A 23033-nucleotide genomic window follows, 5' to 3' on the forward strand; every position below is an offset into this window, starting at 1 on the left:
CACAAATTCAGTCTTAATCCTCTAAACCGCGTCGGCGCCGGGGTCCGGAAGTCGCTCCGAGCGCGCAACCCTGCGAGCACATCGTGGGTCACGTCGGACGCGGTTTAGGGTTTGCGAGAATCCGGTACGCCTCCGCCAGCGCCTCATCCCCGCCCACATTGCCGGGGAAGATCACCACCGGCAGATCCGGATAGCGCGGATGATCCTGCGGACAGCGCACCACCGAGCAGCCGGGGCGAATCTGCCCGAGCACACGCGCGGTCCGCAGTGCCAGGCCCTGGCTCAGGGTGTCGTTGGAGGTGATGCCGCCCTTGCTGATCAGGAAGCCGATCCTCTGCGGCAGATTCCGCACGATCTTGACCAGAAAGCCGGAGACTCGCTCGCCGAAGGCGAGCCGCTCGGCCGTGCTCGGGAATTGTCTCTCGCCTCTGCTGGTAAAGAGGACGACGCCGCGCCCCTCCTGCTGTGCTGTCTCGAGGCGACCGAGGAGATCCCTCAACAGGGCATCCTCGTCGGCGAGCAAACGGTCCAGGTCGATCTCGACCGGGATGACATCGGTGTGATCGATGAGATGGCGAAGCTGTCGAGTCGACTTCTCGACATGCGATCCCATCAGGACCACGCCCGGCCGCCCGTCTCGGACATAGGTCGACATGGCCGACGGGGCGACCGGCTGGGGCGGCACTGCGGCCAGCGCGGTGAGCAGGCTGGCGGCGCTGCGAAACAGGAAGCGCTTGCCCTCGCCCGCCGCCGTCAAGACTTGACGGGCGAAGCCGTCGAGATCCGACTGGCGCTCGGCGTCCACCACGCCGCAGACGTTCCCGGTCAAGCCACGCAGCCGCTGGCCCACGTCGCCGCGGACATCCTCTAGACCGAAACGCTCGACGTCCCCGGCCGCGATCCGCCCGCCGGTCTTCTCTTCCACATAATCGGGCAGGAAGGCATGGCTGAACCCGAACACCGAGTCTCGCGCGAACTCGGTCTCGTTGACCGGCACCGGCACCCCGTCGACCATCAGATAGTGGACCCCATCGCGCGTGATCCGTCCGCCCTCGAAGAAGGCCGGCACCAGGAAGTGGGCGTCGAAGGGGCCAAGCTCCTCGGCGATGACGTCCGTCTCCACCGGATAATGACCCCGCAGCGTGGAGTCCGAGCGGCTGACGATCAGCGGCTGGATCGGCCGACCGTCCGCGGCGAGCCGATCCATCGCCGTGCGCAGGTTCACGCAGATCTCGCGCGTCACCCGCGCGGCCTCCGCGGCGTCCATGCCGCGGGTGTTGCTCAGGACGAAGAACAGCGGCGCGGCATCGCGGAACGCCTCGATCAGGGTCTCCGGATCCCAGCGCGTCAGCAGCAGACAGCCGTGGACGGTCTGGGACCCGGTCGGGTCGTCGTCGATGACGATGATCTTGGTGTTGGGTTGGTGGCTCATGACACGGGGTACCCGAGTTAAACCGCGCGCGGCGCGGTTTAAGAGATTAAAAGATCAGCTATTTTGAACTTCGAAGGCGCAAAGGGCGTGAAGGGCTTGGGTGATTGGGATCGGCCTTCGGGGATGGCACCGACAGCCGCTTTGGTGCCGGTATACCCCCGATCTCTCTTTGCGCCCTTCGCGCCTTTGCGGTTCGACTCGTCGCGATTCCCTCAGGCGGCGCCGGCGATCAAGTCGCGGGCGCGGCGGTCGAGCGACTCGGCGGTGATGCCGTTGAAGGCCATGATCTCGGCCGGGCTTGCCGTGGTCTCGCCACGCTGCCAACCGAACAGATCACGCGCGGCGGCTCGGCTGCGCAGAAGCACCGGCTCCAAGGCCACCGTCCCGCCGCCGCTCACGCCGATCAGGGCGTCGCCGTCGAAGAGCGTCTGGAAATCGGCATCGGACATGAAGTGGTCGTCCGGCTCGGCCGAATGGCGCCAGGCCACGTCGCTCGGACGATAGAGCCGACGCGGGTTGACCACGGCGACGACGCGCACCCGATAGCCCGCGGCTTCCAGGGTCTCCTTCGCCGCGAAGACCGGCAGCGCGACCATGTCCCCGGTCAGCGCGAAGACCACCGTGCCGACCACACCATGCCCCGTATCGGCCAGACAGACGGCACCCTCCTCGATCGCCTCGCGCGCCTGCTCCGGGTTCGAATAGACCGGCAGCGCCGACTTGGACGCGATGATGCTGATGCACTTGTTGAACTGCTCGGTCGCCCAGCCGTAGGCGGCCTGCATCTGGTTGGCGTCCGCCGGATAGAGAAGATAGACGTTGCCGTTGCGCATCTGGCCGCCGATGTAGTTCTCGATCTCGGGGCGCTGATGGGTCCAGCCGTTGCGGCCCTGCTCCAATGCGCCGGCCGTGAACATGGTCACCAGGGCCGGGGTCTTGCGCCGCAGCTCCGCCATCGCCTGGCCGACGGTCTGCACGATCGGCCAACCGTTTATCGCGAAGCTCTCGTAGCTTAGCCAGAGCGAGCGCCCGCCGAACAGCGCCAGCCCCGCGGCGAAGCCGGCACAGGCGTCCTCGCTCAGCGGCTCGTAGACCTGACCGGTCGGGGACTGGTTGTAGAGACCGTCCTCGGTGGGATGACGGATCTTCAGCGCCTCGTTGATCGCCTTCATGTTCGAAGCCTCGTTGCCGTCGGCGTTGGTTACCACGAACAGCGGGTCGCGCCGACCCAGCTCGGCCACCATCTCCGCCATGGCGCTGGCCGGCACCGCCTTCTCGCCCACCGCGAAGGCGCGCGTCGGCAAGGTCCCGATGTCGCTCGGCACCCGCTCGAACTCGGTCACCGCGGTCTCGCCGGCCGGGCCGCCGCCGGCGCGCTGCATGTTGGTCCGCACCAAGGCCCAGGCCTCGGGGGCCAGCGCGCCGCGCTCGAGTGCGGCGGCGATGTTCGGCTTGGTCGCATTGTCGCCCGGATAGAGATTGTGCGACTTCGCACCCGTGGCATGGACACCCGCACCCTTGAGCTGCTTGACGATAAAGCAGGTCATGGTGCCGCCCAGCGCGGAGGCCTCGGCCTCCCGCATGCCGTCGAGCACGGCGCGGGTAAAGGCCGAACGGGCGGCGTCGCCGAAGCGCGTGCTGTCGACATAGTCGCCCTCCTGCCCGGCATCGTCGTAGTCCTTCGCATCGATCAGGATCACCCGCCCGAAGTCGTGCGCACGCCAGAAAGCCAGCATCCGTTCGTTGTCCATCAGCGAGACCATCGAGTGATGCTCCTGACTGAACCCGTTCCAGACCAGCACCGGCAGGAAATTCGTCACCTCCGGATACGCGGTGTGGAAGTGCTTGAAGGCCGACAGGATATAAGGCTCGCCCAGGCCACCGTCGCCGATGGTCACCGGGAACAGTGTCTCGCGGTGCAGATAGGCCGCAGCCATCGCAAAGTGCTGGCCCTGACCCAGCGGACCGGCCGGAGCAAGCAGGCCCGGGATCGCGCCCGAGAGATGGCCGAGCAGCCCGTCGCGCTCGCGGAAGCGCGCTTGGAGCTGGTGCATATCGCTGATGCCCATCGCCTCCAGCGAGCCGTCCAGGAACATGGCGCTGTAGAAGCCAGGCGCATGGTGACCGACCTCGGTCAGAATATTGGTATGCCCAAGCATCACAAGTGCGGCGTAGGCATCGGCGGAGCTGGCGAAACCACCCGGATGACCGGACTCCTTGGATGAGCAGAGCTGGAGCGTGGTGTAGCGCAGGGCATCAGCCATGAGCCGGGTCTGATAGACCGCCGCGTCGTCGATCTCCTCGATCCGATGGGCGCCCTCGGCGATCGCCGGGCGGGCGCCGAGGCACTCGAAGTCGGGCGGCAGGTTGGCGAAATGCAGCACGCCGTTGCAGAAGTCGGGTGTCGTCGTCTCGGGGGCAGTCGTGGCGGATGCGGTCATGGTGTCTTTCCTCGTTTCTGGTCGTTTCTAGTCGGTTGTCGCGTCGGCCGGGATCACATGCGCCGCGGCGTTGGTTGCACACTAGAAACGAGGACGGGATTCCGCAATAGGTAACGTATTTCACAATGCGGAATCTTTCTTGTTAACGAGAAAACTTAAACTAAAATCAAATATTTAATATGAATTGGCCGGGAAAAAATCTGCCGATATTTGATTTCACAATGCAGAATATTGGTTCTACGAGGACTCGGCTCGTCCTACGGATACCAGACGAACAGCCGATTCCGTCAATTCCTGCAAGCCCCATCACCCCCTTGGAGTTACCATCCGAAACGCGTTCGGCAGAAGCCAAGTCGAGTCGAGTCGACCCGGCGATCGTCTCACCCAACAACCTCGGCGCAACGCGTTTCGGACAAAAACCTCAGAATCTAAACCGCGTCACCGACAGAGGCCGCAGGATGCTGCGACACCACACCCAACCGCGAACTAACCCATATCCCGCATGACGCGGTTTACATGAACGGGATCTTCTTCGGCATCGTCCTGATCGGCTTTCTCGCCACGGCCTGGCGAGAGCTGACCCTACCCGTCGTGGAGGGCGCACAAACGCCGATGGCGGTGCTGTCGAGCGAAATGCTGGCGGCGGCGAGCGGTGCGGTGGAGTTGGCCATCGGCCTGGTCGGGGTGATGACCCTCTTTCTCGGACTGATGAAGGTTGCGGAGGCCGGCGGCATGCTCGTCGTGATCGCGCGCCTGATCCGCCCGCTGATGACGCGCCTCTTTCCGGCGGTCCCGCCCGACCATCCGGCGATGGGTGCCATGATCCTGAACATGTCGGCCAACGCCCTCGGGTTGGGCAACGCCGCCACGCCCTTCGGCATTCGCGCGATGCAGGAGCTCGACAAGCTCAATACGCGACCCGGCACGGCGACCAACTCGATGGCGCTCTTCCTCGCCATCAACACCTCGAGCGTCACGCTGCTGCCGACCGGGGTGATCGCGCTGCGTGCCTCCGCGGGGTCGAGCGATCCGGCCGGGATCCTGCCGACGACACTCTTCGCGACCCTGTGCGCGACCATCGCCGCCATCCTCGCCGCCCGCGTGTATCAGCGCTTCGCACCGCTCGGACCGGTTGAGCCAAACGCGCCGATCCCGGCAGGCGCAACGGTCGAAAGCACCCCGGCCGGCGTCGATCTACCCGCCGACTCCGGCGCCTATCCGATGTGGGTCTCGATCCTGGCCCTGGGCGGCGTGGTCGCGCTCATCCCGGCCGCGATCCTCTGGGGCGACCGCGTCTCGCCCTGGATCGTGCCTTCGCTGATGCTGGGATTTCTGCTGTTCGGCGTGATGCGCGGCGTGCGCGTCTACGAGGTCTTCGTGGAAGGGGCCCAAGAGGGTTTTCAAGTCGCGCTGCGGATCATTCCCTACCTGGTCGCCATCCTGGTTGCGGTCGCCATGTTCCGCGCGAGCGGTGCAATGGACGTCCTGGTCGACCTGATCGGCGGCTTCACCTCCCGAGTCGGCCTGCCGGCCGAGGCCCTGCCGATGGCCCTGCTCCGCCCGCTGTCGGGCTCCGGCGCTTACGGCGTCATGGCCTCCATCATCAACGATCCCGCCATCGGCCCGGACAGCTATGTCGGCTATCTGGTCTCGACCCTACAGGGCTCGACCGAAACCACCTTCTACGTGCTCGCGGTCTATTTCGGCGCCGTGCGGATCCGGCGGATTCGCCACACCCTGGCCGCGGCACTCACCGCCGATCTGGTTGCGGTGGTTGCAGCTGTCGCCGCCTGTTGGTTCCTTTTCGCTGGGATCTGATACCGGTAGAGGTTACCTTGCCGTTCATCGAAAACTGCTGTCTCGCCGACGGTGCGATGTTCTTTCCAACGCTATCTCGTCACAGAATTCTTAGATTCGCTCACCTGCATTCCGCCGATCTTTCCTCACTGCGGCACCGGTGGAGAGGTAGCGGAAGGGTCCGTCCTCGACCCAAGGCGGTCAGCGGCCTTAGCGACGCGAGCGACCGCTGTAGCGCGATCACCAGACGACGGTATCTGGCTCCTTCTGCGACGGGCGCTTAAAGCAAGACCAAACCCCGACGCGTGCCAAGTATTTCAGAAACTTAATCGTATGTCATACCGATCTTAACTGATTCAGGATGTGCCTGTTTCATGCTGATTTTACTCAACGCTCCGTAGTTTTCTCGTACTTCAGATTGCATTCGGATTCTCCTGGGCTCGGCGGCGGTGCTGATCAGGGCGTAGGAGGCGGATGAACCTCACTCAACCAACGCCTTCAGCAGGGCGTCGCGGGCATCCTGGTAAAACTGGGTATCCACCTTTGTCGCCATGTCATCGGACAGGTCGAACAGCTGGCGCCGGCTGGTGACCGGCATCAGTACGGCCTGCGCGCCCTTCTCGACGGCCAGCTCGACCAGCGTCACGGCATTGTGAATCGGCTCGATGGACCCGCCCAGGTTGATCTCGCCAATTATGACCAGGCCGCCGCGAAGTGGCTTCTTGAGCAGGCTGCTGCAAAGTGCGATCAGGGCAGCGACACCGACCTGACTGCCGGTCTTGGCGGCATCGAAGCTCCTGAGCTGGACCGAGAACTCGTGCGCCCTGGGGTCGCGGTCGCCGACGAGTTGCGCGGCGCGGGCGTAAAGGTTCTGCTGCGCGTAGCGCACCGATTCCTGAAATGCCGATGGTGCGGGCTTGTTCAGGATGCGCAGCCCACTGCCCGGCCCCTCGTTGACCTCAATGCGGTAGAGACCGGGGTGCTCGTCCATGCCGCCGGGGCTCAGTGTCCAAGCCTGCCCAGGTTCGAGGGGGTCGGCACCGATGCTGTTCTCGCTCGAAAGCTCCGGCGTCACGACGAACTTCTCGACGCCTTCTTCGCCAAGTAAGTAGCTGAAGTGGGTATTCCGGAACTCCGCTGAGCCGATCCGCTTCTGTTGCTCCTTCACCCTTCGGCGGACCTCCAGCGCGAGGCGCACGGCCCATTCCAGATCCTCGTCCGCAACCCGCATCTCGGCCGAGGGATAGAGCAGCTTCAGCAGGCCGCTCGCGGTCTTGTTGGTAGCGTTGATGTCGCGCCCACTGAGCGCGCCGCCCAAGTGCACCCGGCCTTGCAGTTGCGGCAACCGGCTCTCCATGCGCAGCCGGCTGAAACACTCGGACAGAAAATCGCTGACCAGCCCGAAGTGATCGGTGAACAGGGTCGGCTGCATCTTGGGCACGTCCCAGCCCGGCAGGTAGGCGTGGATGCGGTCCATGAAGGCCGTGTCGTCGCGCATCTCCGGCGGCAGCGGACCGAACAGATGACCGATGCGCTGCTGGTGCTCCACGTCCACCTCAAAGTTGCCGACCAGGACGATGGAGCCGTCGGCCCGAATGCTCTCCTTGCCGCGGCTGAACTCGCCCGACTCCATGTAGCCCTTCATGATGTTGACGCCGTCCTTCTGGTCGAAGGAGACGCCCGAGACCTCGTCGAAGCAGACCACGTCGTACTGGCAGACCAAGCCGCGCTGGCCGTTGGCGTTGTTGACGAACATCTTCGCCACCGTCGCCTTGCCGCCCGAGATCAGGTGGGCGTAGGGCGAGACCTGCTGGAACAGATGGCTCTTACCGGTGCCACGCGGCCCCAGCTCCACCAGGTTGTAGTTGCGCTCGACGAAGGGGACCATGCGCAGCAGCAGGGCGTCTTTGGCCCGCTCGCTGAACTGGTCAGGCTCCAGCCCGACGCTGCGCAGCAGGAAGTCTTTCCATTCGGCGGTGGTCAGATCCTCGCGCGCCTTGGCCAGCACCTCCAGCACGTCGCGCTTGGAGAGCTGGATGGCCCGCAGGGCCTCAACGCCAAAGGGCCGCCCATGGGCCTCCTGAGCGATGGAGGAGTCATAGCTCAGTGTCACCTCGGCATAGAAACCGCCGGTCAAGAGCCGTTCGTGCTCGCGGACCATCTCCGGGGCGATGCGCACGTCCTTGAGCTGCAGGCTCGGCAGGTTGGCCAGATAGGCGTCGGTCTTGGCGTCCAGGCGGGCGCTCACCAGGTCGATGAGCTTGACGGTACCCTGCTCGCGGGCGCGGGCCTTGAACAGCTCCTGCTCACCGGCCTTGACCGTGCGCGAGGCGAGCTGGCGCTGCACGATGTCCAGCCCCTCGTTGATCTCTTCCTCATCGGTCGTTGCGCAATAGCGCCCGAGCAAGAACTCGACCACATAGGTCGGCACCGGGAACTGGCGGCTGAATTGGCGCACCAGGTCCTTGCGCACGACATAGCCCTCGAAGTGCTCGGCGGCCTTTCGGTCCAGTTCGTCTAGCTGCATCTGCTCAGTCCCCGCCGATTACCGTCGCCACCCGCGCGACCGCCTGGCCGTTGCCGTCCAGGACGACCAGCGAGATGGCCTCGCCTTCCAGTTCATCGTTCTCGACCACCAGCGACGCCTTTCCAGCCTTGATCGGCTTGCCGCCGTCGGCCTGGCTTGTCTTCGGGTCGTTCGCCTTCTGCCGTAGGTCCACCGCGTAGCCCGGCTGCGCGCCATCGAGGACAACGCGGCAGCGCAATCCGGTCCACTTGATCTCCGTGACCGTCACGGAAACCGCGTCGGCGACGCCGGCCGGCAGTGTGACGCTGACCCTGGGGATGATGCTCTCCTGCAGGCTCAGGCCGCCGTGCCCGTACTCCTGGCCGGCGATGAAGCTGGAAATACCCGACGCCATGGCGACGCGCACATCCGGGCACCAGCTCCAGGTCAAGGTCAGCTCGGTGGGCTTGGCCGTATCGGTCAGGGCCGCGCAGCGACCCCAGCGAGTGGCGGTGAGGAACTTCGCCAGCTCGGTCTTGGGCATACCGCCCGGCACCAGCAGCCAGCCGTGGTCGGTGACGATGCGGATCTGCTTCCAGCCCGCATCGATCAAGAAACGGATCTGCTCGACGATCGCATCCAGCATCGACGGCACCTCACGCGCCAGCCGCAGGCCGTGCTCGTGGCCGTAGTGGTCCAGATCACCGAATTCCGTCCAGCCGCGCCCTGTTGGATCGCCGGTCTCGCTGCCGCCCAGCACCTGCCAGCCCGCGTCCTTGAGCGTCTTGCGCAGCAGGGCGGCGTTGAACGGCTTGTCCTGTGTCCCGTGGCTTGGGACGAAGTCCTGGTCGGTGCTCCGGCCTTGCGCGACCTGGGCCATGGGCGAGCAGGCGACCTTGCCGGAGGCGGTCACCGACGGTACCGGCGCCCAGGCCGAATCGATCGTCGCCTCCAGCCCCTCTGCCTGCACAGCCACCGCGAGTTCCTGCGCGACATCGAAGCGCAGCCCGTCGACGAACAGCCAGCACCGCCCGCCGGCCTGATAGCCGGCGTCCGGCTCTTTCACCACGCTGGAGCCGGGGTAGCCATCGTTGCGTACCAGATCCTGGAAGTGCCGGTTGGTCACATCCAGCCAGCGGACATAGACAGCCTGCAGCGTGGCGCTCACCGCCTCGGTGTCGGCCTTGGTGCGCAGTCCCGCGAGGGCCTGCCGGGCCGCTGCATCCGCCTGCCAGAACTCGCCCCGGTAGGCGTCGGCCATGTCATCCAGGTGTTGTCCGCCGAACGGCTTCTCCGTCAGCGCGGCCAACCGGGACAGGGGCTCCAGCGCCTGGGCCAGCGGTGCTTGGCCCATCTCCGCCCACAGCCAACGCCGGCGTTGCCCGTGCTCCTGCTCCAGCGCCTTCAGCCTTGCGATAGCCTCGGTTTGACTAGCACCCGCAAGCCCAGCCAGTGCCGAGCGGAGCTTGTCCTCAGCCTCCTCGTTGGCCCTGGGGTAACGGCTGAGATCGGTGAACAGGTCCCGGTGCACAGGGAGCGACGCCAATCGGAGCTGCTCGATCACCTTCGGAAAAGGCCGCCAGCCGCTCTGATACCGTTCCCAAACGGCATCCCACTCCGGGCGCCCCTCACTGATGCGCTCCGCCGCGACCAGCACGCCGTCGGTCTTCGGGTCGAGCTTCCAGTCCGCCTTGCAGCGGCTGCGAAAGGCATCCCAGCGGGCACCCTGCCATTCCTCAGCGGTGCCCTCGGGGTTGCTCATCCAGGACAGCAGGTCGCGGATGGGGTCGCTGCTCAACAAGGCGTCGAAGTCCGCCGCCTCCAGAGGCCGGCCCTTGAGAGCGTCCACCGGTGTGTCGACCAGCACATCGAGCGCCCGGTGCATGGCCTGCTGGGTGGCCTGATCCGCGGACAGGTCGAGGTTTAGCCCGCCGCGACTGCTTGAGAGGAACGCGTTCAGCGTCCAATCCCGGCCATTGAGCTGGCTCCAGAACAGACCCCGGTATTGCAGCTCGGCCAGCGGCTGCAACTGCCGCGGGCAGGTCTCGATGGCGCGCAGGTCGGCGCGCGACACACCGGGCAGATAGAGGATCGGCACCGCGCTCGCGGGCCAGTCTGCCTCCTCGAGGGTGCGCGCCAGCATGCACTTGATCCAGATGGCCGGACCGCGGCGCTCCGCCGGCGCGTGGTCACCGAACACCAGCAACTCCGGGATCATCTCCCGCAGCCGTTCGTCGACCGCTCGCCACTGCGCCTCATGATCCTTCCAGAGCACGGCGGCGGGCCGCGCCTGCTCGGCGCGGCTGACGTTCGCGGCGCTGCGCAGGGAGTCGAGCAGACGGTCGAAGACGGTCTCAGTCATCGGTGTCGCACCGCCACGCCTTTGAAGTTAGGAACAGTCGCCGCGTTCAACTGGATACTCACCTTCGTTTGCTCATTCCGTGCTCAAATCAATAGTGATAATGGCAGGAAATGATGGTGATCTGCTCCGTATCGACGGCGTAGACCAGGCGATTCGCTTGGTCGATGCGACGCGACCAGAATCCGCTCAGGTTTTCCCGCAAGGCCTCGGGTTTGCCGATACCTTCGAACGGCGTCCGCAGCACGTCGGCGATGAGCGCGTTGATGCGCTTCAGGGTCTTGCGGTCTTGGCTTTGCCAGTAGACGTGGTCTGCCCAGGCCTCTTCGGTCCAAGCGAGCCGTCTAGTCATGCTGCAACGGATGCTCGGCGGTCTGTCCCTGGCGGTATTGGGCAATGGAGCGGGCGAGATGCTCGGCGTTGGCCGGTGAGCGAAGCAGGTGGACCGTCTCCATCAGACTATTGAAGCTGTCGAGGGACATCACGACCGCGTCTTCAGCATCTCGACGGGTGATGACCGTGTAGTCCGCGTCGTCTGCTACGCGATCAAGCACTTGCTTCAGTTGATTGCGGGCATCGGAGAAGGTGATGGTTTGCATGGCGGCCGTCGAACTTGTGCGATATGTCGTACAAGTATGCTGTGCTATCTGGCTTCAGTCAATCACGACCACGCGGCAAGGGCTCGATCTCGCTGAGTACGTCGGCCATACTTTCCTTGGCAAGGGCAATGTCATAGTCGGCCTGCAGGCGCAGCCACCAGCCTTCCGACAGGCCGAAGAAGCGGCACAGACGCAGGTCGGTATCCGCCGTCACCGCACGCTTGCCGTGCACGATCTCGTTGATCCGCCGCGGCGGCACATGCACCGCCCGAGCCAACGCATACTGCGACAGCGCCAGCGGCTTGAGGAACTCCTCCATCAGCATCTCGCCGGGAGAAACCGGCGCCAGCTCCCGAGTCATCTGTTTCACCTCTCAGTGGTAGTCGACGATTTCGACATCCAGGGCGTCGCCGTCCGAAAAGCGGAAACACAGCCGCCACTGCGCATTGATCCGAACGCTCCACTGTCCGGCGCGATCACCCTTCAAGGACTCCAGCCGGTTGCCAGGAGGCGCGCGCATGTCGTCGATGACACGCGCCAGATTGAGCTGGACGAGCTTGCGCAACGCCGCGCGTTCAATATGGGCGAACCGCGCAACGCGCCGTGCCGAGAACAACGCCTCCGTGTCTCGACAGCGGAACGTCTTGATCATCGCAGAAGCATAACGCGATGCGTTACTATACGCCAAGCCCCTCAAGTTTCATTACCCAAGCATCGAAATGTGGACACTGGGCACGCATGCAGTCCAACCCGATGTCCATGGCGATCAACGAACCGTGAACCGGTTTCTGGTAGCCCAGCCTGCCCAGGCTCGACTCGATACGTTTGGACGGCGCTGTTTGCGCACCGTCGTTGATGTGTTCCGGGTTTTGAAAGCCCGTCGCGACTGCGTTGAGCTGCTGCAGCGGACCCGGTTCGTCGAACCAGTTTGCGAACCGTGTCGCGTCCGAGAACAGCAGGCCCTCGAACTCATGCACCGACAGGTAAGGAACGAAGTTTCCGCAACCGATGTCACTCGCGAACGCCTGCTCCAGACAATCGACCCGCGAATAGAGCTGTGCGGCCGCACAAGCCTGCTTCCCGGGAAAGTCCTTCGGGAGCCGAAAAAGGTCGATCATCGTTGTGACCTTGGCGCCGGCATCGCTCAGGCACTGGCGCAAAACCTGAGAACGGACCTTGCCATAGGACACAACACCACCCTTGCCTCCGGCGCTCGTGCGCAGCAGGATCGGATTCAGGAAGACGCCGCGATTCACCAATGGGTCGTACAAGAGCTCGCGCACGAAAGTCTCTTCCGTTTGCCCCTCCACCATCACGTGCACGCGCGTCATCGGGTCGGTCTCCCGCCGATGACGTTCTTCTTCCAAAGCTCGCCAAGGCTGTACTCCTCCAGCCAATCCTGTAAGCCCGATGCATCCAAGCGTTGGAATGTCGACCGGCCTTGATCTCGATCCACGACGATCAAGTCCTCGGCATCGAGCTCGTTTACCAATTCGACAGACTGGGTAGAGACGATAATCTGGTTCTTCTTGGCTGCCGACTTGAACAGCGATGCCAGGACAGTAATCGCGTATGGGTGCAGCCCAAGCTCGGGCTCATCAACAAGGATGCTGTCAGGTCGGTTCTGCTCCGGTTGCAAGAGCAGGGTCGCAAGACAGATGAAGCGTAGGGTACCGTCGGATAAGACATGGGCCTTGAACGGGAAGTCCTGACCACGCTCAACCCATTCCAACTCGATGAACTCCTTGTTCGCGGGGCTTGGCCGTAAGTAAAAATTGCCAAAGAAAGGCGCCGCCAGTTGGATGGTCCGAACGATGCGGTCGTAATGGGCTCTCTCGGTCTGATACAGGCGGTAGAGATACGCCGCCAGGTTTCGCGCATCCGGGCGCAGGTAGTCGTTGTCGTTGATCGCGTGGGGCTGTTTGACTCGCGCCTCGTCGCTGGTGTCGTGGAAGTGATAGACCGACCAGCTCTGCATGGCCGGCAGCACGTATTCATCGATTCCGGTGCGGGTGCCTTCGTTGCACTTGCTCTCGAAATGACCCGCGCCGATCTGACGGGGACCAGACACGTCCCACCAGAAGGCTTCATAGGAGAACATCAATCGGTTGTCGAGCGTGGGCTCCAGCGTCGCCTGGTAGCCATTGTGACCGAAGTACAGCTCAAAGCGCAGCGACTCGCTGACCTTGCGCCCGAAGTGCAGCAGCGCATCCGGCCCGCCCGCCTTGGCAACATGCCGCTGCAGGTTCCCATCCGTCATCTCGCGGATCAGCTTGAAGAAGCCGATCAGGTTCGACTTTCCCGCCCCATTGGCGCCAACCAGAACGTTGAGCGCGCCAAGCTCCAGGTCACATGCCTGGATGGATTTGTAGCCTTCAAGCACGAGCCGGGTAAGCTGCGTCCGGGCAGTCACTGGTTTCATGCCGCCGCTCCAGCCTCGGCTGCTTCCCGCGCGGCGCGCTTCTCGGCCAAGGTCAGGTGATGATCGTTGATACGGTCGCCCTGGAACCGGTGAAACCAGGGGGCGCTCTCGACGTCCTTGCCGCGGTCTTTCTTCCAGTGGATGTTGGGCTTGGCGCGCAGGATGCCGGCGCCCGACCTGCCGACGTCGCCGGCGAGCAGGAAGGGGCGGATGTTCAGGCGCACGCCGTCGTTGAGGTCCGGCTCCCAGCCGATGGGCTGCGCCTCGATGGGCTTCCAGCGCACGAAGATGTCGAGCGGGGCCTCGCCCTCCAGGATGGCCTCAAGCCGGGTCTTGAGGGCCTTGGCGGCGGCCAGGCGCTCGTCGGCGCCTTGCGCTCCGTCGGCGGCGGCGCGCTCCTGCATCCGAATCCAGTCGCCGAGGTAGGTGTAGATCAGCCGCTCCAGGTTGGCGCGGTCGAGCTTGTGGTAGTTGACCAGCGCCGCGAAGCCGTCCTTGAGGCCGTCCCAGATGTGCCAGATGAAGGGGCGGTGACGGAACAGCTTGCAGTGCTGCTCGAAGAAGGCGTCCCGCAACCAGACATCCAGGCCCTTGCCCTTGGCGCCAGACTCGGTCAGAAGCTTGGTCAGGGTGCCGGCGGTCCAGTCGTCACCGTAGGCCGCTTCCAGCAGGCGGAACAGGCGCTCGTGGGCGGCGGGCTCGCCACGGATGGCGGGCAAGCAGCAGATGCCGTCGTCGTCGCTGAAGGCGTCGAGCTTGCCGGCCTCGGCGACCAGGGCGCGGGACTCGTCCGACAGCTCCAGCTGTGCGCCCGGGGCCGGAACTGTAGCCAGGCCATCTTGGCCTGGTGAGTCGGGGCTGGGAGTGTTGAGTATGAATCCAGGGCTGGAAGCCCTGGCTACAGTGGAGGCTCTGGCTACAGTGGCGGCTTGGCGCCAGGGCCAGTCCGGAATGCCGGCTTTGTCGGGGTTGTGCCAGACGTAGCGGATCTGAAAGTCGTATTCCTTTTCGTTGCGGATGATGTGGTTGTAGGCGTCTTCCTGCCAGAAGGTGCCGGTGCGGTTCAGGTGTTTGTTGATGGCATTGGCGGTGAAGGATTTCCAGCTGTGGATGATCTTGGACAGGTCATGGCCGGGCAGCGGTTCGACAATGACATGGACGTGGTTGGGCATGACGCACCAGGCATGCAGTCGGTAGCGCTGGCCGTCGAAGTGCTTGAGGGCGTTGGCGAAGATCTCGGCGCATTCGGGCTTGGCGAGGTGGCAGTCGCCATGGCGGGCGTCCAGATAGGTCTCGATCCGTTCCCGGTATTGGTTCGTGATTTGTCTGCGTGCGGCATCGGTGGATTGGCAGCCGTCGCGTTCTGCCACCCGCGCTTGGGCGTCGCGTACCGCGGCCCAGGCTTGGAGCTTGGTCTTGGGGATGGAGTCGGCGAGACGGAAAACGATGTGGTAAACGGCGTTCTCGCAGGTCCAATGGGGCAGGTTTTCGCCGTGGGTTATTTTGAGCGTGCTTTCGTCTAGGCCTTGTGCTGTCGCCGGTACTGTAGCCAGGGCTGTAGCCAGGCCATCTTGGCCTGGGAAATCAGGGCTGGAAGCCCTGGCTACAGTTGATCCAGGGCTAGAAGCCCTGGCTACAGTAGAAGCGCTGGCTACAGTGGAAGCGCTGGCTACGGTGGAAGCGCTGGGTGCAGTTGGAGGGCGGACGAAGCGGAGGTATTCGAGGGCGACGCCGGGGATTGCGGCCTTTCGGCGCAGCTCATCCTCGGTCTCGGCGGTGCGCAGATCGTCCTCGCTCAAGCGCCGGGTGGCCCACCAGGCGCCGAGACTGTTGTCCAGCAGGAAGGCGACCATGTAGGGCTCGGTGAAGAGCTGGGTGACGGCGGGCAGCTCGTCGGCGCCGATCTTGACCTCGGAGGCGTTGACCTGGTCCTTCCGCTTGGTCTGCCAGAACTGATAGACCCAGCCCAGGCTGTCGGATGCCTGGAAGGTGTCCGGGTGCAGCGCGGCCAGCCGGTTCTCCAAGGCGCGCTGGTGCTCCGGGGCGAGCTTGAGGGCCAGCACCGGGCTATCGGGTCGGAAGATCTGCGGCAGCATGCGCGAGGCATAGCGCCCGGCCAGCTCCCAGCCGTCCGCGGCGCCCTCGTCATGGGCCAGCTCGTTGCATTCGTCCAGGGTCAGCGGCACGCCGTCAGGGTGGATCAGCAGACCGTTCTCGGCCAGGAAGCGCGCGAAGAGCATGCGGTGCCAGTGCTCGTAGGCGGCCTCCTGCACCAGCTTGTCGATGGCCTGATGTCCATCCGCTTGTCGCTGATCCCCGAGCTGCCGTCCGGGGGCGCGCAGCCGTCGGCGCAGGGCGCGCTCGGCGTCGGTCAGATGCCTAGGGAGGTCCGCGTCGCCGACACCCAGGTGCATCAGGGCAGCACGGGCGGCCCCTTCTGCGATGTCGCGGGCGGCGACGATGGCGTCTTCCAGTTGCTTGCGCAGGGTTTTGGCGAGGGCTTCCATCTTGTTTGCTGTCCTAGGGTTTGGTTCCGTCGGCTCTCCTGATACGCGAATCAGGCGTCCGGCTCCGGGTGGGCCAGGCCCAATTGTTCCGCGGTCGCCCGCAGGCGTCTGTCGCGGGTCCAAAGCCTGGCCCGGGCATGCAGCGAAACGGATGCGAGCAGGTGCACGCCGTTATAGCCGATGCCACGCCCCAACAGGCGGTTGCGTACCAAAAAGAACAGGGCCTCGGCATCGGTGGCCGCCGGAAGCTGCGGCAGGTTGCGCCACAGGGCGAGGAGGGTTTGGCGGTCCTTGAGATTCCCGCAGACCAGTTCGCCGAGCACCATCGGGCGCATGGCGACGCTCGCGGCTTCGAGCCTTGCCGCCAGCGGGGCATCGCCGCTGCGCAGGTGATCGACCCAAACGGAGGTATCGACCGGGATCACCCGCCAGTCTCGACGCGTCGTCGGGGGATGGGTTCCAACCCGGGCTCGGAGCCCCCGAGCCTGGCGAGGCGGCGGGCGCTCTCCCGCTCGATCAGGGCCTTGAGTCCTTCGCGGATCAGGGCGGTCTTCTCCTGCATGCCGGAGAGGTCCCGGGCGCGCTGGAGCAGGTCGTCGTCGATGTTGAGGGTGGTACGCATGGGCTTGGCGATGCAGATGAGATGTCTGTACTGATCTGTATCATTTTAGTCAGTTGCGGCGATGGGGGCCAACGGGCTCAGGGCCCGCTGAGTCGTCCATAGGACCAGGGCGTCGGGCTCGCCGAGCAAGCAGCGCGGTTAGGGGCATGGTATCGACCGGCAGCTCAATCGAAGCAGCCATGCGCGTTGTAGCCGAGGATTTCGTCTTCGCCGCGTTGGTCGAGGACGGGGAGGAACCAGACCTCGCTCCGCAGCCAGTCCAGGGTTTCCTCCAGCGGAGCCTTCGGCCGCGGCTCTCCGGACACCTCCGGCGTTGGTGCCTTTGCAATTTGCAAGTTGATCATTTGGCTATGCCCAAGAACACGGCCAGGGCGCGCTCGATCTCCACCAGCTTGTCGAGATCGATCCGCCCGAACACCGGGCCGACTTTGTCCCGCTTAACGGTCATCGCTTTGTCCACCATGACCTGAGATGGCTTCGTTAGGCCATTTTCCCCGCTGGGCTCGAGTGTGATGCGGAACAGCGGCGCCGCCACCAGTGTGCTGGTCACCGGCAGCACGGTGCGGGTGGCATGCTCATGGAACTGATCGGCCTGGATCACCAACGCCGGCCGCGGCTTGCCGAAATCACCGGGTATGACGATGGTCACCAGGTCGCCACGTGTCATGCGGACCAGCCATCCAGGTCGGTCAGGGCTTCGTCCATCCATTGCTGCATGTCGCTGTCCGCGGCATCGGCTTGGGCGGCGAGTCGAGACTGTCGCCGACATTCCTCCGCAAAGCCTGCCCGACGCGTATCGGGTACCCAAATCTGCACCGGACGCAGCCCAGCCCTGCGCAGCGCAGCGCGGTGTTTTTGGACGCGTGTGTTGACGTGCGTGGATGCCATCTCTCCCTCCCCCGGTGGTTGCGTTACATGCAACAGTTTAGGTGGCAGGGTCGCTACACGCAACAGCAGGAAGAGCAGGGGCCGGGCGAGCGCCTTATGGGGACCTTGAAAATTGCCGTCCTGGCAATTCTTCAAGACGCGAAGCGAAAACGCGGTTTCCGCTTCACTCCATTTTTCAAGCGCTTAGGCGCTTGAAAAATGGCGGGGCATCCTGCCCCGTACGGGCACCTCGAATTCTTCGAGGTACCCTTAAATCATCACTGGCCCCTCGCTGAGCTTGTCGCGGATGCGCTGCTCGGCCTCCTTCAGCCAGGCGGCAAGGTCGGTCTCATCGGTGAGTGTTCGGCGCGGCAGGTCCACGCGCTGCACCTTGGGCTCCAGCAGCTTCGCGGCCTCCAGGCGGGCCTGCTCGAAGCGGCCCTTGAGCGCTTGGGTGCGGTCGGCCCATTGGGACAGCGCGCAGCGTTCCAGCTCGTCGAGGATGCGCTCCGGTGTAGACACGTCGACCGAGACGGTCTCGTTCAGGCCATGCTTGGCGAGGATTGATTGGCACTGCTCGGCCGTGAGCGACTGCCAGTTGCTGTCCTGCTCCAGCGCGGCCAACTCGGCGTCGTAAGTGGTCCGATATGCCGCGACGTGGTGGTTGAGGCTGGTGCGCAGCAGGTCCACGGTCTTGTCCAACAGGGCCTGGACCGGGTCGTGGCCGGCGAGCAACGCCCGTTGTTTCTGGATCTCCGCGGCCTCGCCTTGCAGCTCCTTGCAGGGTCCGAGGTCCTTGGCGTGGTCGAGCAGGTCCTGAAGCAGCGTCCAGACGGGCCAGCGTTTGGCGATCTGCTGGCCGGTGGTCTGCCAATCCGCGCTGCCCTGGATCAAGGCATCGCGCTGGCTGAACAATTCGGCGAGGAGCGCGTTGCCGGCCAGGGCTTGCAGGTCGTCGATGCCTTTCTGATCGGGAAGCGCGGGCTTGGGGGCCTCGCCGCCGGCCTTTGCCACCAGCTCCCGCAGCACGCGCAGCAGCTCCGGCGCCCGCTCGATCTCGGTGCCGGGCTGACAGGTGACGCCGGCGGCCTGGAAGACCTTGCGGATCTGGATCTTCTGCACCGGGCTGATGGTGACGGTCTCGGGCTTGAAGGTGCTTTGGGTGATCTGGCGGCGCTCCAGCCCCTTGGCATCGACGGGTTTGGACAGGTTGTTCAGCGCGAGCACATGGCCGCTGGCGATCAGGGCATAGAGGGCGCCGTCGACGGCGTCTTGAGGCCAGCCGTAGGGCGGCGCCTTGAAGTGGTCGCGAACGTCGCTGCCCTTCTTGCCGGCGCCGAGTTGCTTGAGGATGGCGGCGCAGACCGGGTGCTGATCGGTATCCGCGCTGTGCTTGATGGGCTGCAGGGGCTGGGTCTCGCCCTTGCGCGCGCGCTCGATGACCTTGTCCCAGCCGAGCTGATCGGCGGTGTCGAAGTCGCCGTACAAACGCACGATGGAGGCGCCGCCCGCGGCCTGGAGCTTGTCGGTGAGCTCGCTGCCATCGACGGTCTGCCCCCCGCCCTGGTAGACCTGGGCGCCGCGGACCACGGCCTTGACGATCTGGGCGATGCGCCGGGCCGCGTCGTTGCGGCGCGTCTCCATCGCGGAGCGGGCATCCTGGCCCTCGGGGGTGGCCGGAATGCCGCGGGTCTCCAGCGTGAGCTGGGCGGCCTTGTGCTCGATGATGGCGGAGCGCAGCTCATTGCGGCTCTGGGCCGGCAGGAAGACGAAGATCGACGAGCTGGTGGGGCCGGCGTTGCGGGCATCGCCCTTGATCTCGGCCTCGGAGCTGCTCCAGTCGTCGCGGAACCAGGCATAGATCTGCTTGTCGGCGTCCGCCGGCAGGATGTCGTCGTAGCAAGGGGTGAGGGTGCGGGCCTCTTTGGTCTGCCCCTGGGTCAGGTGCACGCCCTTGAGCGCATCCCGGTAGGCGGCCTTGAACAGGTCGATGCGCTCCATCTCCAGGCGCTGGGTGTTGGCGGACAGCTCGGAGACCTGCTTGCGGTACTCGTCGTGCCAGGCGCTGCTCTCGGCGGTCTGCAGGCGGTACTCGGTGCCCGCCGGGGTGGCGATGGCCATGACCAGCCCGTCCTTGTCGTGCAGCGCGTCGAGCAGGGCCGGGATGCGTTTGCGCAGCGCACTGGAGCCGCCGGCGAGGTCCGTGACCAAGAGGTCCGCCAGGCTGTCCTCGGTGGCGCGCAGGCCGATGTCCGCCATCGGGTCGGTGGGCAATTTGCCGATCAAATAGACGAGCTTGAGCAGGCTGGCCTTGAGCCGAGCGTCATCGTCACCGGCGGCGAGCTTGCCGATGCGGTCGTAGACCTCGCGCGACAGCAGCCCGGTCTGAAGCAGGTCGGTGCTGAGCTGGTCGTAGATGAAGTCGCCGGACACGACTTGGCCCAGCGGTTGCTCGGCCGTGGCGCAGGCGGCCTCGTGGACGATGCGCAGCTGGTTGCGCAGCTGCGAGATGGTGCCGGACTCGTCGAGCTTGTGCAGGACCTTCTCCCAGAACCGCCGGCGCACCGGCAGCAGCGGGTAGTCCGCGACCATGATCTGCTCGTCGTCGGTGGTGTGCTCGAGCTTGGTGCCGCGCAGGTGGCGTGAGACCTCGCCGAGGTTGTCGGTGAGCGCCTTCTGGATGGCGGGCACGGCGCTCTGCTGCTTCTGCAGGATGATCTTTCGGATGACGGCCTCGACGTCGGTGTCCGAGAGCTGCACCGGCACCGTGAACCGGCCCTTGATCTTTTGCAACGAGGGGGTGCCGGACATGGCGGTCTGGCCGGTGCCCACGAAAAGTAGACGGCCGCCGAAGTGCTTGCTGCAGGACTCGACCACCTCCTGAATGCTGTAGGCGCGGTCGCCGCTGTCGCCGATGAACTGCTGCACCTCGTCGAGGACGATGAGGGTGAGTGGAAAGACGTCTTCGTTGGTCAGCGCATCCTTGACGGCGCGGATCATCTCGTCGTTAGCCCGAATATTTCATAAAAAAGGGCGACTCTCGTTCAACCCATTGATAAAATGGCTGTTCCGCCAAGAACGCTTCGGAAGAAGCTAAACGAGGTCGCCCATGCCCGAGTCTACCCCGGAACAGCTGCGTTTTCCCCCGGTCGCCGGTTTCACGGTCCGCGGCGACTTCGACGGCGGCGCCATGTCGTCTGACTTTGGCCCCATGATTCTGCGCGGGGTTGATCGGCAGATCGGCCTGACCGAGCGGTTGAGCGCAGCGATCGATGATTGGCGCCATCCGTCCTACACCACCCATCCGATGCGTGAGCTGATCGCGCAACGGGTCTACCAGATCGCCTGTGCTTACGAAGACGGCAACGACGCCAATGCGCTGCGCCGTGATGCGCTGTTCAAGCTGGGGCTGGAGCGCAAGCCGCTGGATGCGACGACGGACCTGGCCAGCGGGCCGACCTTCTCGCGTTTGGAGAATGGGGTCGGCGCGCGCGACCTCTACCGCATGGCGCAGGCCTTCGTCGAGGCCTTCATCGCCAGCTACCCGAAGGCGCCGCAGGTGATCGTGCTCGATATGGACCACTCCGAAGACGCCACCCATGGCCAGCAGGAGTTCGCGTTCTACAATCATCACTACGGCAACCATTGCTACTTGCCGCTGTTTCTCTTCGAGGGCCTCTCGGGGAAGTTCATCACCGCGGTGCTGCGTCCCGGCAAGCGCCCCACCGGCGCCGAGAACGCGATGATCCTCAAGCGCGTGCTCAAGCGGCTGCGGGCCGCGTGGCCACGCACACGCATCATCCTGCGCGGCGACGGACACTTCTCCAACCCCGAGTTGATGGCCTTGGCGATGGCCGATCCGTTGACGGATTTCATCTTCGGCCTGGCGGGTAACCGGGCTCTCACGCCACGGGCCGAGCCGTTCTTGGCCGACGCCCGCAAGCTCCATGCGCTGCGCATCGAGAACGCCCGGCGCGCCGACGCCGACGTACCCGAGCGGACCCGCACCTACCACGAGGTTGACTACCGTGCCGGTTCCTGGCCCGGCGCGTGTCGGACCATCCTCAAAGCCGAGGTGACGGCGCGCGGCGACAACCTCCGCTTCGTCGTCACCTCCTTGGACTTGCCCAGTCCCGAGTGCGTCTACCGCGATCTGTACTGCGCGCGCGGCCAGGACGAGAACTTCATCAAAATGATCAAGAACGATCTGGCCAGCGATCGCACTTCCGACAGCACCTTCTTGGCCAATCAGATGCGCTTGTTCTTCTCCTGCGCCGCTTACGTCTTGCACCAAACGCTGCGCACCGAGGTCCTCGTCGGCACGGAACTGGCCAACGCCCAGCCTGCCACCGTGATCATCAAACTGTTCAAGCTCGCCGTGCGCGTGGTGCAGTACAAAGACCGCGTGCGCCTGCACCTGCCCTCGAGCTGTCCGGTCAAGACGCTGTTGCAGCAGGTCACCGAGAGGCTCTTCAACGCGCAGCCCCGGGCGGCGCCCGCCTAGACGCACATACATCCCCGCACGGGGATTTCAGCACGCGCACGACGACTATGCCCACCTCGGGCAGGGCATCGTACGCCTGCGCGGCGACAAAACTACTCGTGCCCCGTTGATCAAGCCCGTTGCCGCTCGGTATTTCCACCATTCAACCCCCGCGGCGTCCCGGTCATCGCCCTCGGTGACGCCCAGCGCCGCGCAAATCCGCGAGGCCAGTGTCGGCTGTGTCGGTTTATGAAACATCCGGGTTAGAGACGTCCTGGACCTCGGGGTACTGGGCGATGAGGCGGTCGCCGACGTGTAGGACGTCCGGCGCCAGCTCGGGCTTGGCCGCCAACAGGGCGGCGTGCAGGTCGTCAGAGACAAAAAGCTCCGGCAGCTCCCGCTCCAAGCTCGTGCCATTCTTCGCAAGGGTCGCCTCGACCGCTTCGAGCATTCCCTCCCGCTTGAGCCAGAGGACTAGGCGCGCCTGGTTGTATTTCTCCGGCAGGCCGGCGGACTTGAAGACGATGCCGAGCAGGGCGAGGCGGACATTGTTGCCGGCGCCGGAGCCCAGCTTGCCGGAGGCGGCGTGCAGGCCGCCGTAGCGCTTGCTCTGGTTGTTCAGCTCCCGGAGGTGGTCCTTGATGTCGGTCGGCAGTCTGGCGATGCTGCGCGCCGTGGCGCCATCGTCGAAGACGCCGTCCACCCACAGGGCGCGCAGCATCTTGGCCAGGTGCGACTTGCCGCTGCCGTAGAAGCCGCTGATCCAGACGCCGGGCTGCTCGGGGGCTTGCCCGAGATTGCCGAGATAGATCTCCAGGATCTTCTGCAGGCCCTTGGCGTATTCGCCGTCGCAGACGAAGGTGTCCAGTTCGTAGCGGAGGATCTCCAGCGCGGCCTGGGAGCGATCCTCCGAGACCTCGGCGACGCCGTTGTTGATCAGCCGATTGGCGAGGGGGTCCTTGCTGTAGATGTCGCGATTGTGCATGGTCATCTCCCTG

The 23033-nt window shown here is 64.9% G+C and carries 20 protein-coding genes; 2 read left to right on the top strand and 18 right to left on the bottom strand.

All coding sequences use genetic code 11. The features are described 5' to 3' along the window. Positions 1 to 88: 88 nt before the first annotated feature. Together LT988_RS05460 and LT988_RS05465 are read right to left on the bottom strand one after the other, a co-directional pair. Positions 89 to 1432: a four-carbon acid sugar kinase family protein gene (locus LT988_RS05460; RefSeq protein ID WP_232409214.1), complete on the bottom strand. Its 1344-nt coding sequence runs from the start codon at positions 1430 to 1432 to the stop codon at positions 89 to 91. Between the two features lie 212 nt (positions 1433 to 1644). Next, on the bottom strand, positions 1645 to 3873 hold the full coding sequence (locus tag LT988_RS05465; RefSeq protein ID WP_232409215.1) for a phosphoketolase family protein: 2229 nt from the start codon (positions 3871 to 3873) through the stop codon (positions 1645 to 1647). A gap of 516 nt (positions 3874 to 4389) precedes the next feature. Here LT988_RS05465 and LT988_RS05470 point away from each other — a divergent pair. Continuing rightward, on the top strand, positions 4390 to 5691 hold the full coding sequence (locus LT988_RS05470) for a nucleoside recognition domain-containing protein (protein WP_232409216.1): 1302 nt from the start codon (positions 4390 to 4392) through the stop codon (positions 5689 to 5691). 460 nt (positions 5692 to 6151) lie between these two features. Here LT988_RS05470 and brxL read toward each other — a convergent pair whose 3' ends face one another. The 15 genes from brxL to brxC form a co-directional block, all read right to left on the bottom strand. Further along, positions 6152 to 8197, bottom strand: coding sequence for a protease Lon-related BREX system protein BrxL (brxL, locus tag LT988_RS05475; protein WP_232409217.1), 2046 nt, complete (start codon positions 8195 to 8197; stop codon positions 6152 to 6154). Positions 8198 to 8201: 4 nt separating this feature from the next. Then, the gene (pglZ, locus tag LT988_RS05480; protein WP_232409218.1) at positions 8202 to 10538 is read right to left on the bottom strand and encodes a BREX-1 system phosphatase PglZ type B; all 2337 of its coding nucleotides are present in this window, start codon (positions 10536 to 10538) and stop codon (positions 8202 to 8204) included. An 88-nt stretch (positions 10539 to 10626) separates the two neighbouring features. Beyond that, on the bottom strand, positions 10627 to 10887 hold the full coding sequence (locus LT988_RS05485; RefSeq protein ID WP_232409219.1) for a Txe/YoeB family addiction module toxin: 261 nt from the start codon (positions 10885 to 10887) through the stop codon (positions 10627 to 10629). After that, positions 10880 to 11134, bottom strand: coding sequence for a type II toxin-antitoxin system Phd/YefM family antitoxin (locus LT988_RS05490; protein WP_232409220.1), 255 nt, complete (start codon positions 11132 to 11134; stop codon positions 10880 to 10882). The genes LT988_RS05485 and LT988_RS05490 overlap by 8 nt, the downstream gene beginning before the upstream one ends. A gap of 58 nt (positions 11135 to 11192) precedes the next feature. After that, positions 11193 to 11495 (bottom strand): HigA family addiction module antitoxin, encoded by a 303-nt coding sequence (locus LT988_RS05495; RefSeq protein WP_232409221.1) that lies wholly within the window; start codon positions 11493 to 11495, stop codon positions 11193 to 11195. Between the two features lie 12 nt (positions 11496 to 11507). Next, the gene (locus tag LT988_RS05500; RefSeq protein ID WP_332460545.1) at positions 11508 to 11750 is read right to left on the bottom strand and encodes a type II toxin-antitoxin system RelE/ParE family toxin; all 243 of its coding nucleotides are present in this window, start codon (positions 11748 to 11750) and stop codon (positions 11508 to 11510) included. 61 nt (positions 11751 to 11811) lie between these two features. Beyond that, positions 11812 to 12465, bottom strand: coding sequence for a DUF4276 family protein (locus tag LT988_RS05505; RefSeq protein ID WP_232409223.1), 654 nt, complete (start codon positions 12463 to 12465; stop codon positions 11812 to 11814). Continuing rightward, complete coding sequence (locus LT988_RS05510) at positions 12462 to 13517, bottom strand: AAA family ATPase (RefSeq protein WP_232409224.1); 1056 nt, start codon at positions 13515 to 13517, stop codon at positions 12462 to 12464. The genes LT988_RS05505 and LT988_RS05510 overlap by 4 nt, the downstream gene beginning before the upstream one ends. 35 nt (positions 13518 to 13552) lie before the next feature. Beyond that, on the bottom strand, positions 13553 to 16063 hold the full coding sequence (locus LT988_RS05515) for a transposase (protein ID WP_232409225.1): 2511 nt from the start codon (positions 16061 to 16063) through the stop codon (positions 13553 to 13555). 50 nt (positions 16064 to 16113) lie between these two features. Next, positions 16114 to 16488, bottom strand: coding sequence for a type II toxin-antitoxin system VapC family toxin (locus LT988_RS05520; RefSeq protein WP_232409226.1), 375 nt, complete (start codon positions 16486 to 16488; stop codon positions 16114 to 16116). After that, positions 16485 to 16685, bottom strand: a complete 201-nt coding sequence (locus LT988_RS05525; RefSeq protein ID WP_232409227.1) for a type II toxin-antitoxin system VapB family antitoxin — start codon at positions 16683 to 16685, stop codon at positions 16485 to 16487. The genes LT988_RS05520 and LT988_RS05525 overlap by 4 nt, the downstream gene beginning before the upstream one ends. A gap of 164 nt (positions 16686 to 16849) precedes the next feature. After that, positions 16850 to 17029 (bottom strand): hypothetical protein, encoded by a 180-nt coding sequence (locus tag LT988_RS05530; RefSeq protein WP_232409228.1) that lies wholly within the window; start codon positions 17027 to 17029, stop codon positions 16850 to 16852. Beyond that, a complete protein-coding gene (locus LT988_RS05535) occupies positions 17026 to 17352 on the bottom strand; it encodes a type II toxin-antitoxin system PemK/MazF family toxin (RefSeq protein ID WP_232409229.1) in 327 nt (108 codons plus the stop codon). The genes LT988_RS05530 and LT988_RS05535 overlap by 4 nt, the downstream gene beginning before the upstream one ends. Next, positions 17349 to 17573, bottom strand: coding sequence for an antitoxin MazE family protein (locus LT988_RS05540; RefSeq protein WP_232409230.1), 225 nt, complete (start codon positions 17571 to 17573; stop codon positions 17349 to 17351). The genes LT988_RS05535 and LT988_RS05540 overlap by 4 nt, the downstream gene beginning before the upstream one ends. 249 nt (positions 17574 to 17822) lie before the next feature. Beyond that, positions 17823 to 20552 carry a BREX system P-loop protein BrxC gene (brxC, locus tag LT988_RS05545; protein ID WP_232409231.1) on the bottom strand — a complete coding sequence of 910 codons (2730 nt, stop codon included), beginning with the start codon at positions 20550 to 20552 and terminating at the stop codon, positions 17823 to 17825. 109 nt (positions 20553 to 20661) lie between these two features. On the opposite strand from brxC, the gene LT988_RS05550 reads away from it, so the two are divergent. Further along, positions 20662 to 22056, top strand: coding sequence for an IS1380-like element ISTro1 family transposase (locus LT988_RS05550; protein WP_232406659.1), 1395 nt, complete (start codon positions 20662 to 20664; stop codon positions 22054 to 22056). Positions 22057 to 22282: 226 nt separating this feature from the next. On the opposite strand, the gene LT988_RS05555 is transcribed toward LT988_RS05550, so the two are convergent. Next, positions 22283 to 23020 carry a hypothetical protein gene (locus LT988_RS05555; RefSeq protein ID WP_232409232.1) on the bottom strand — a complete coding sequence of 246 codons (738 nt, stop codon included), beginning with the start codon at positions 23018 to 23020 and terminating at the stop codon, positions 22283 to 22285. Between the last annotated feature and the right edge of the window lie 13 nt (positions 23021 to 23033).

This window comes from Thiocapsa bogorovii (assembly GCF_021228795.1).
Classification (GTDB): domain Bacteria; phylum Pseudomonadota; class Gammaproteobacteria; order Chromatiales; family Chromatiaceae; genus Thiocapsa; species Thiocapsa bogorovii.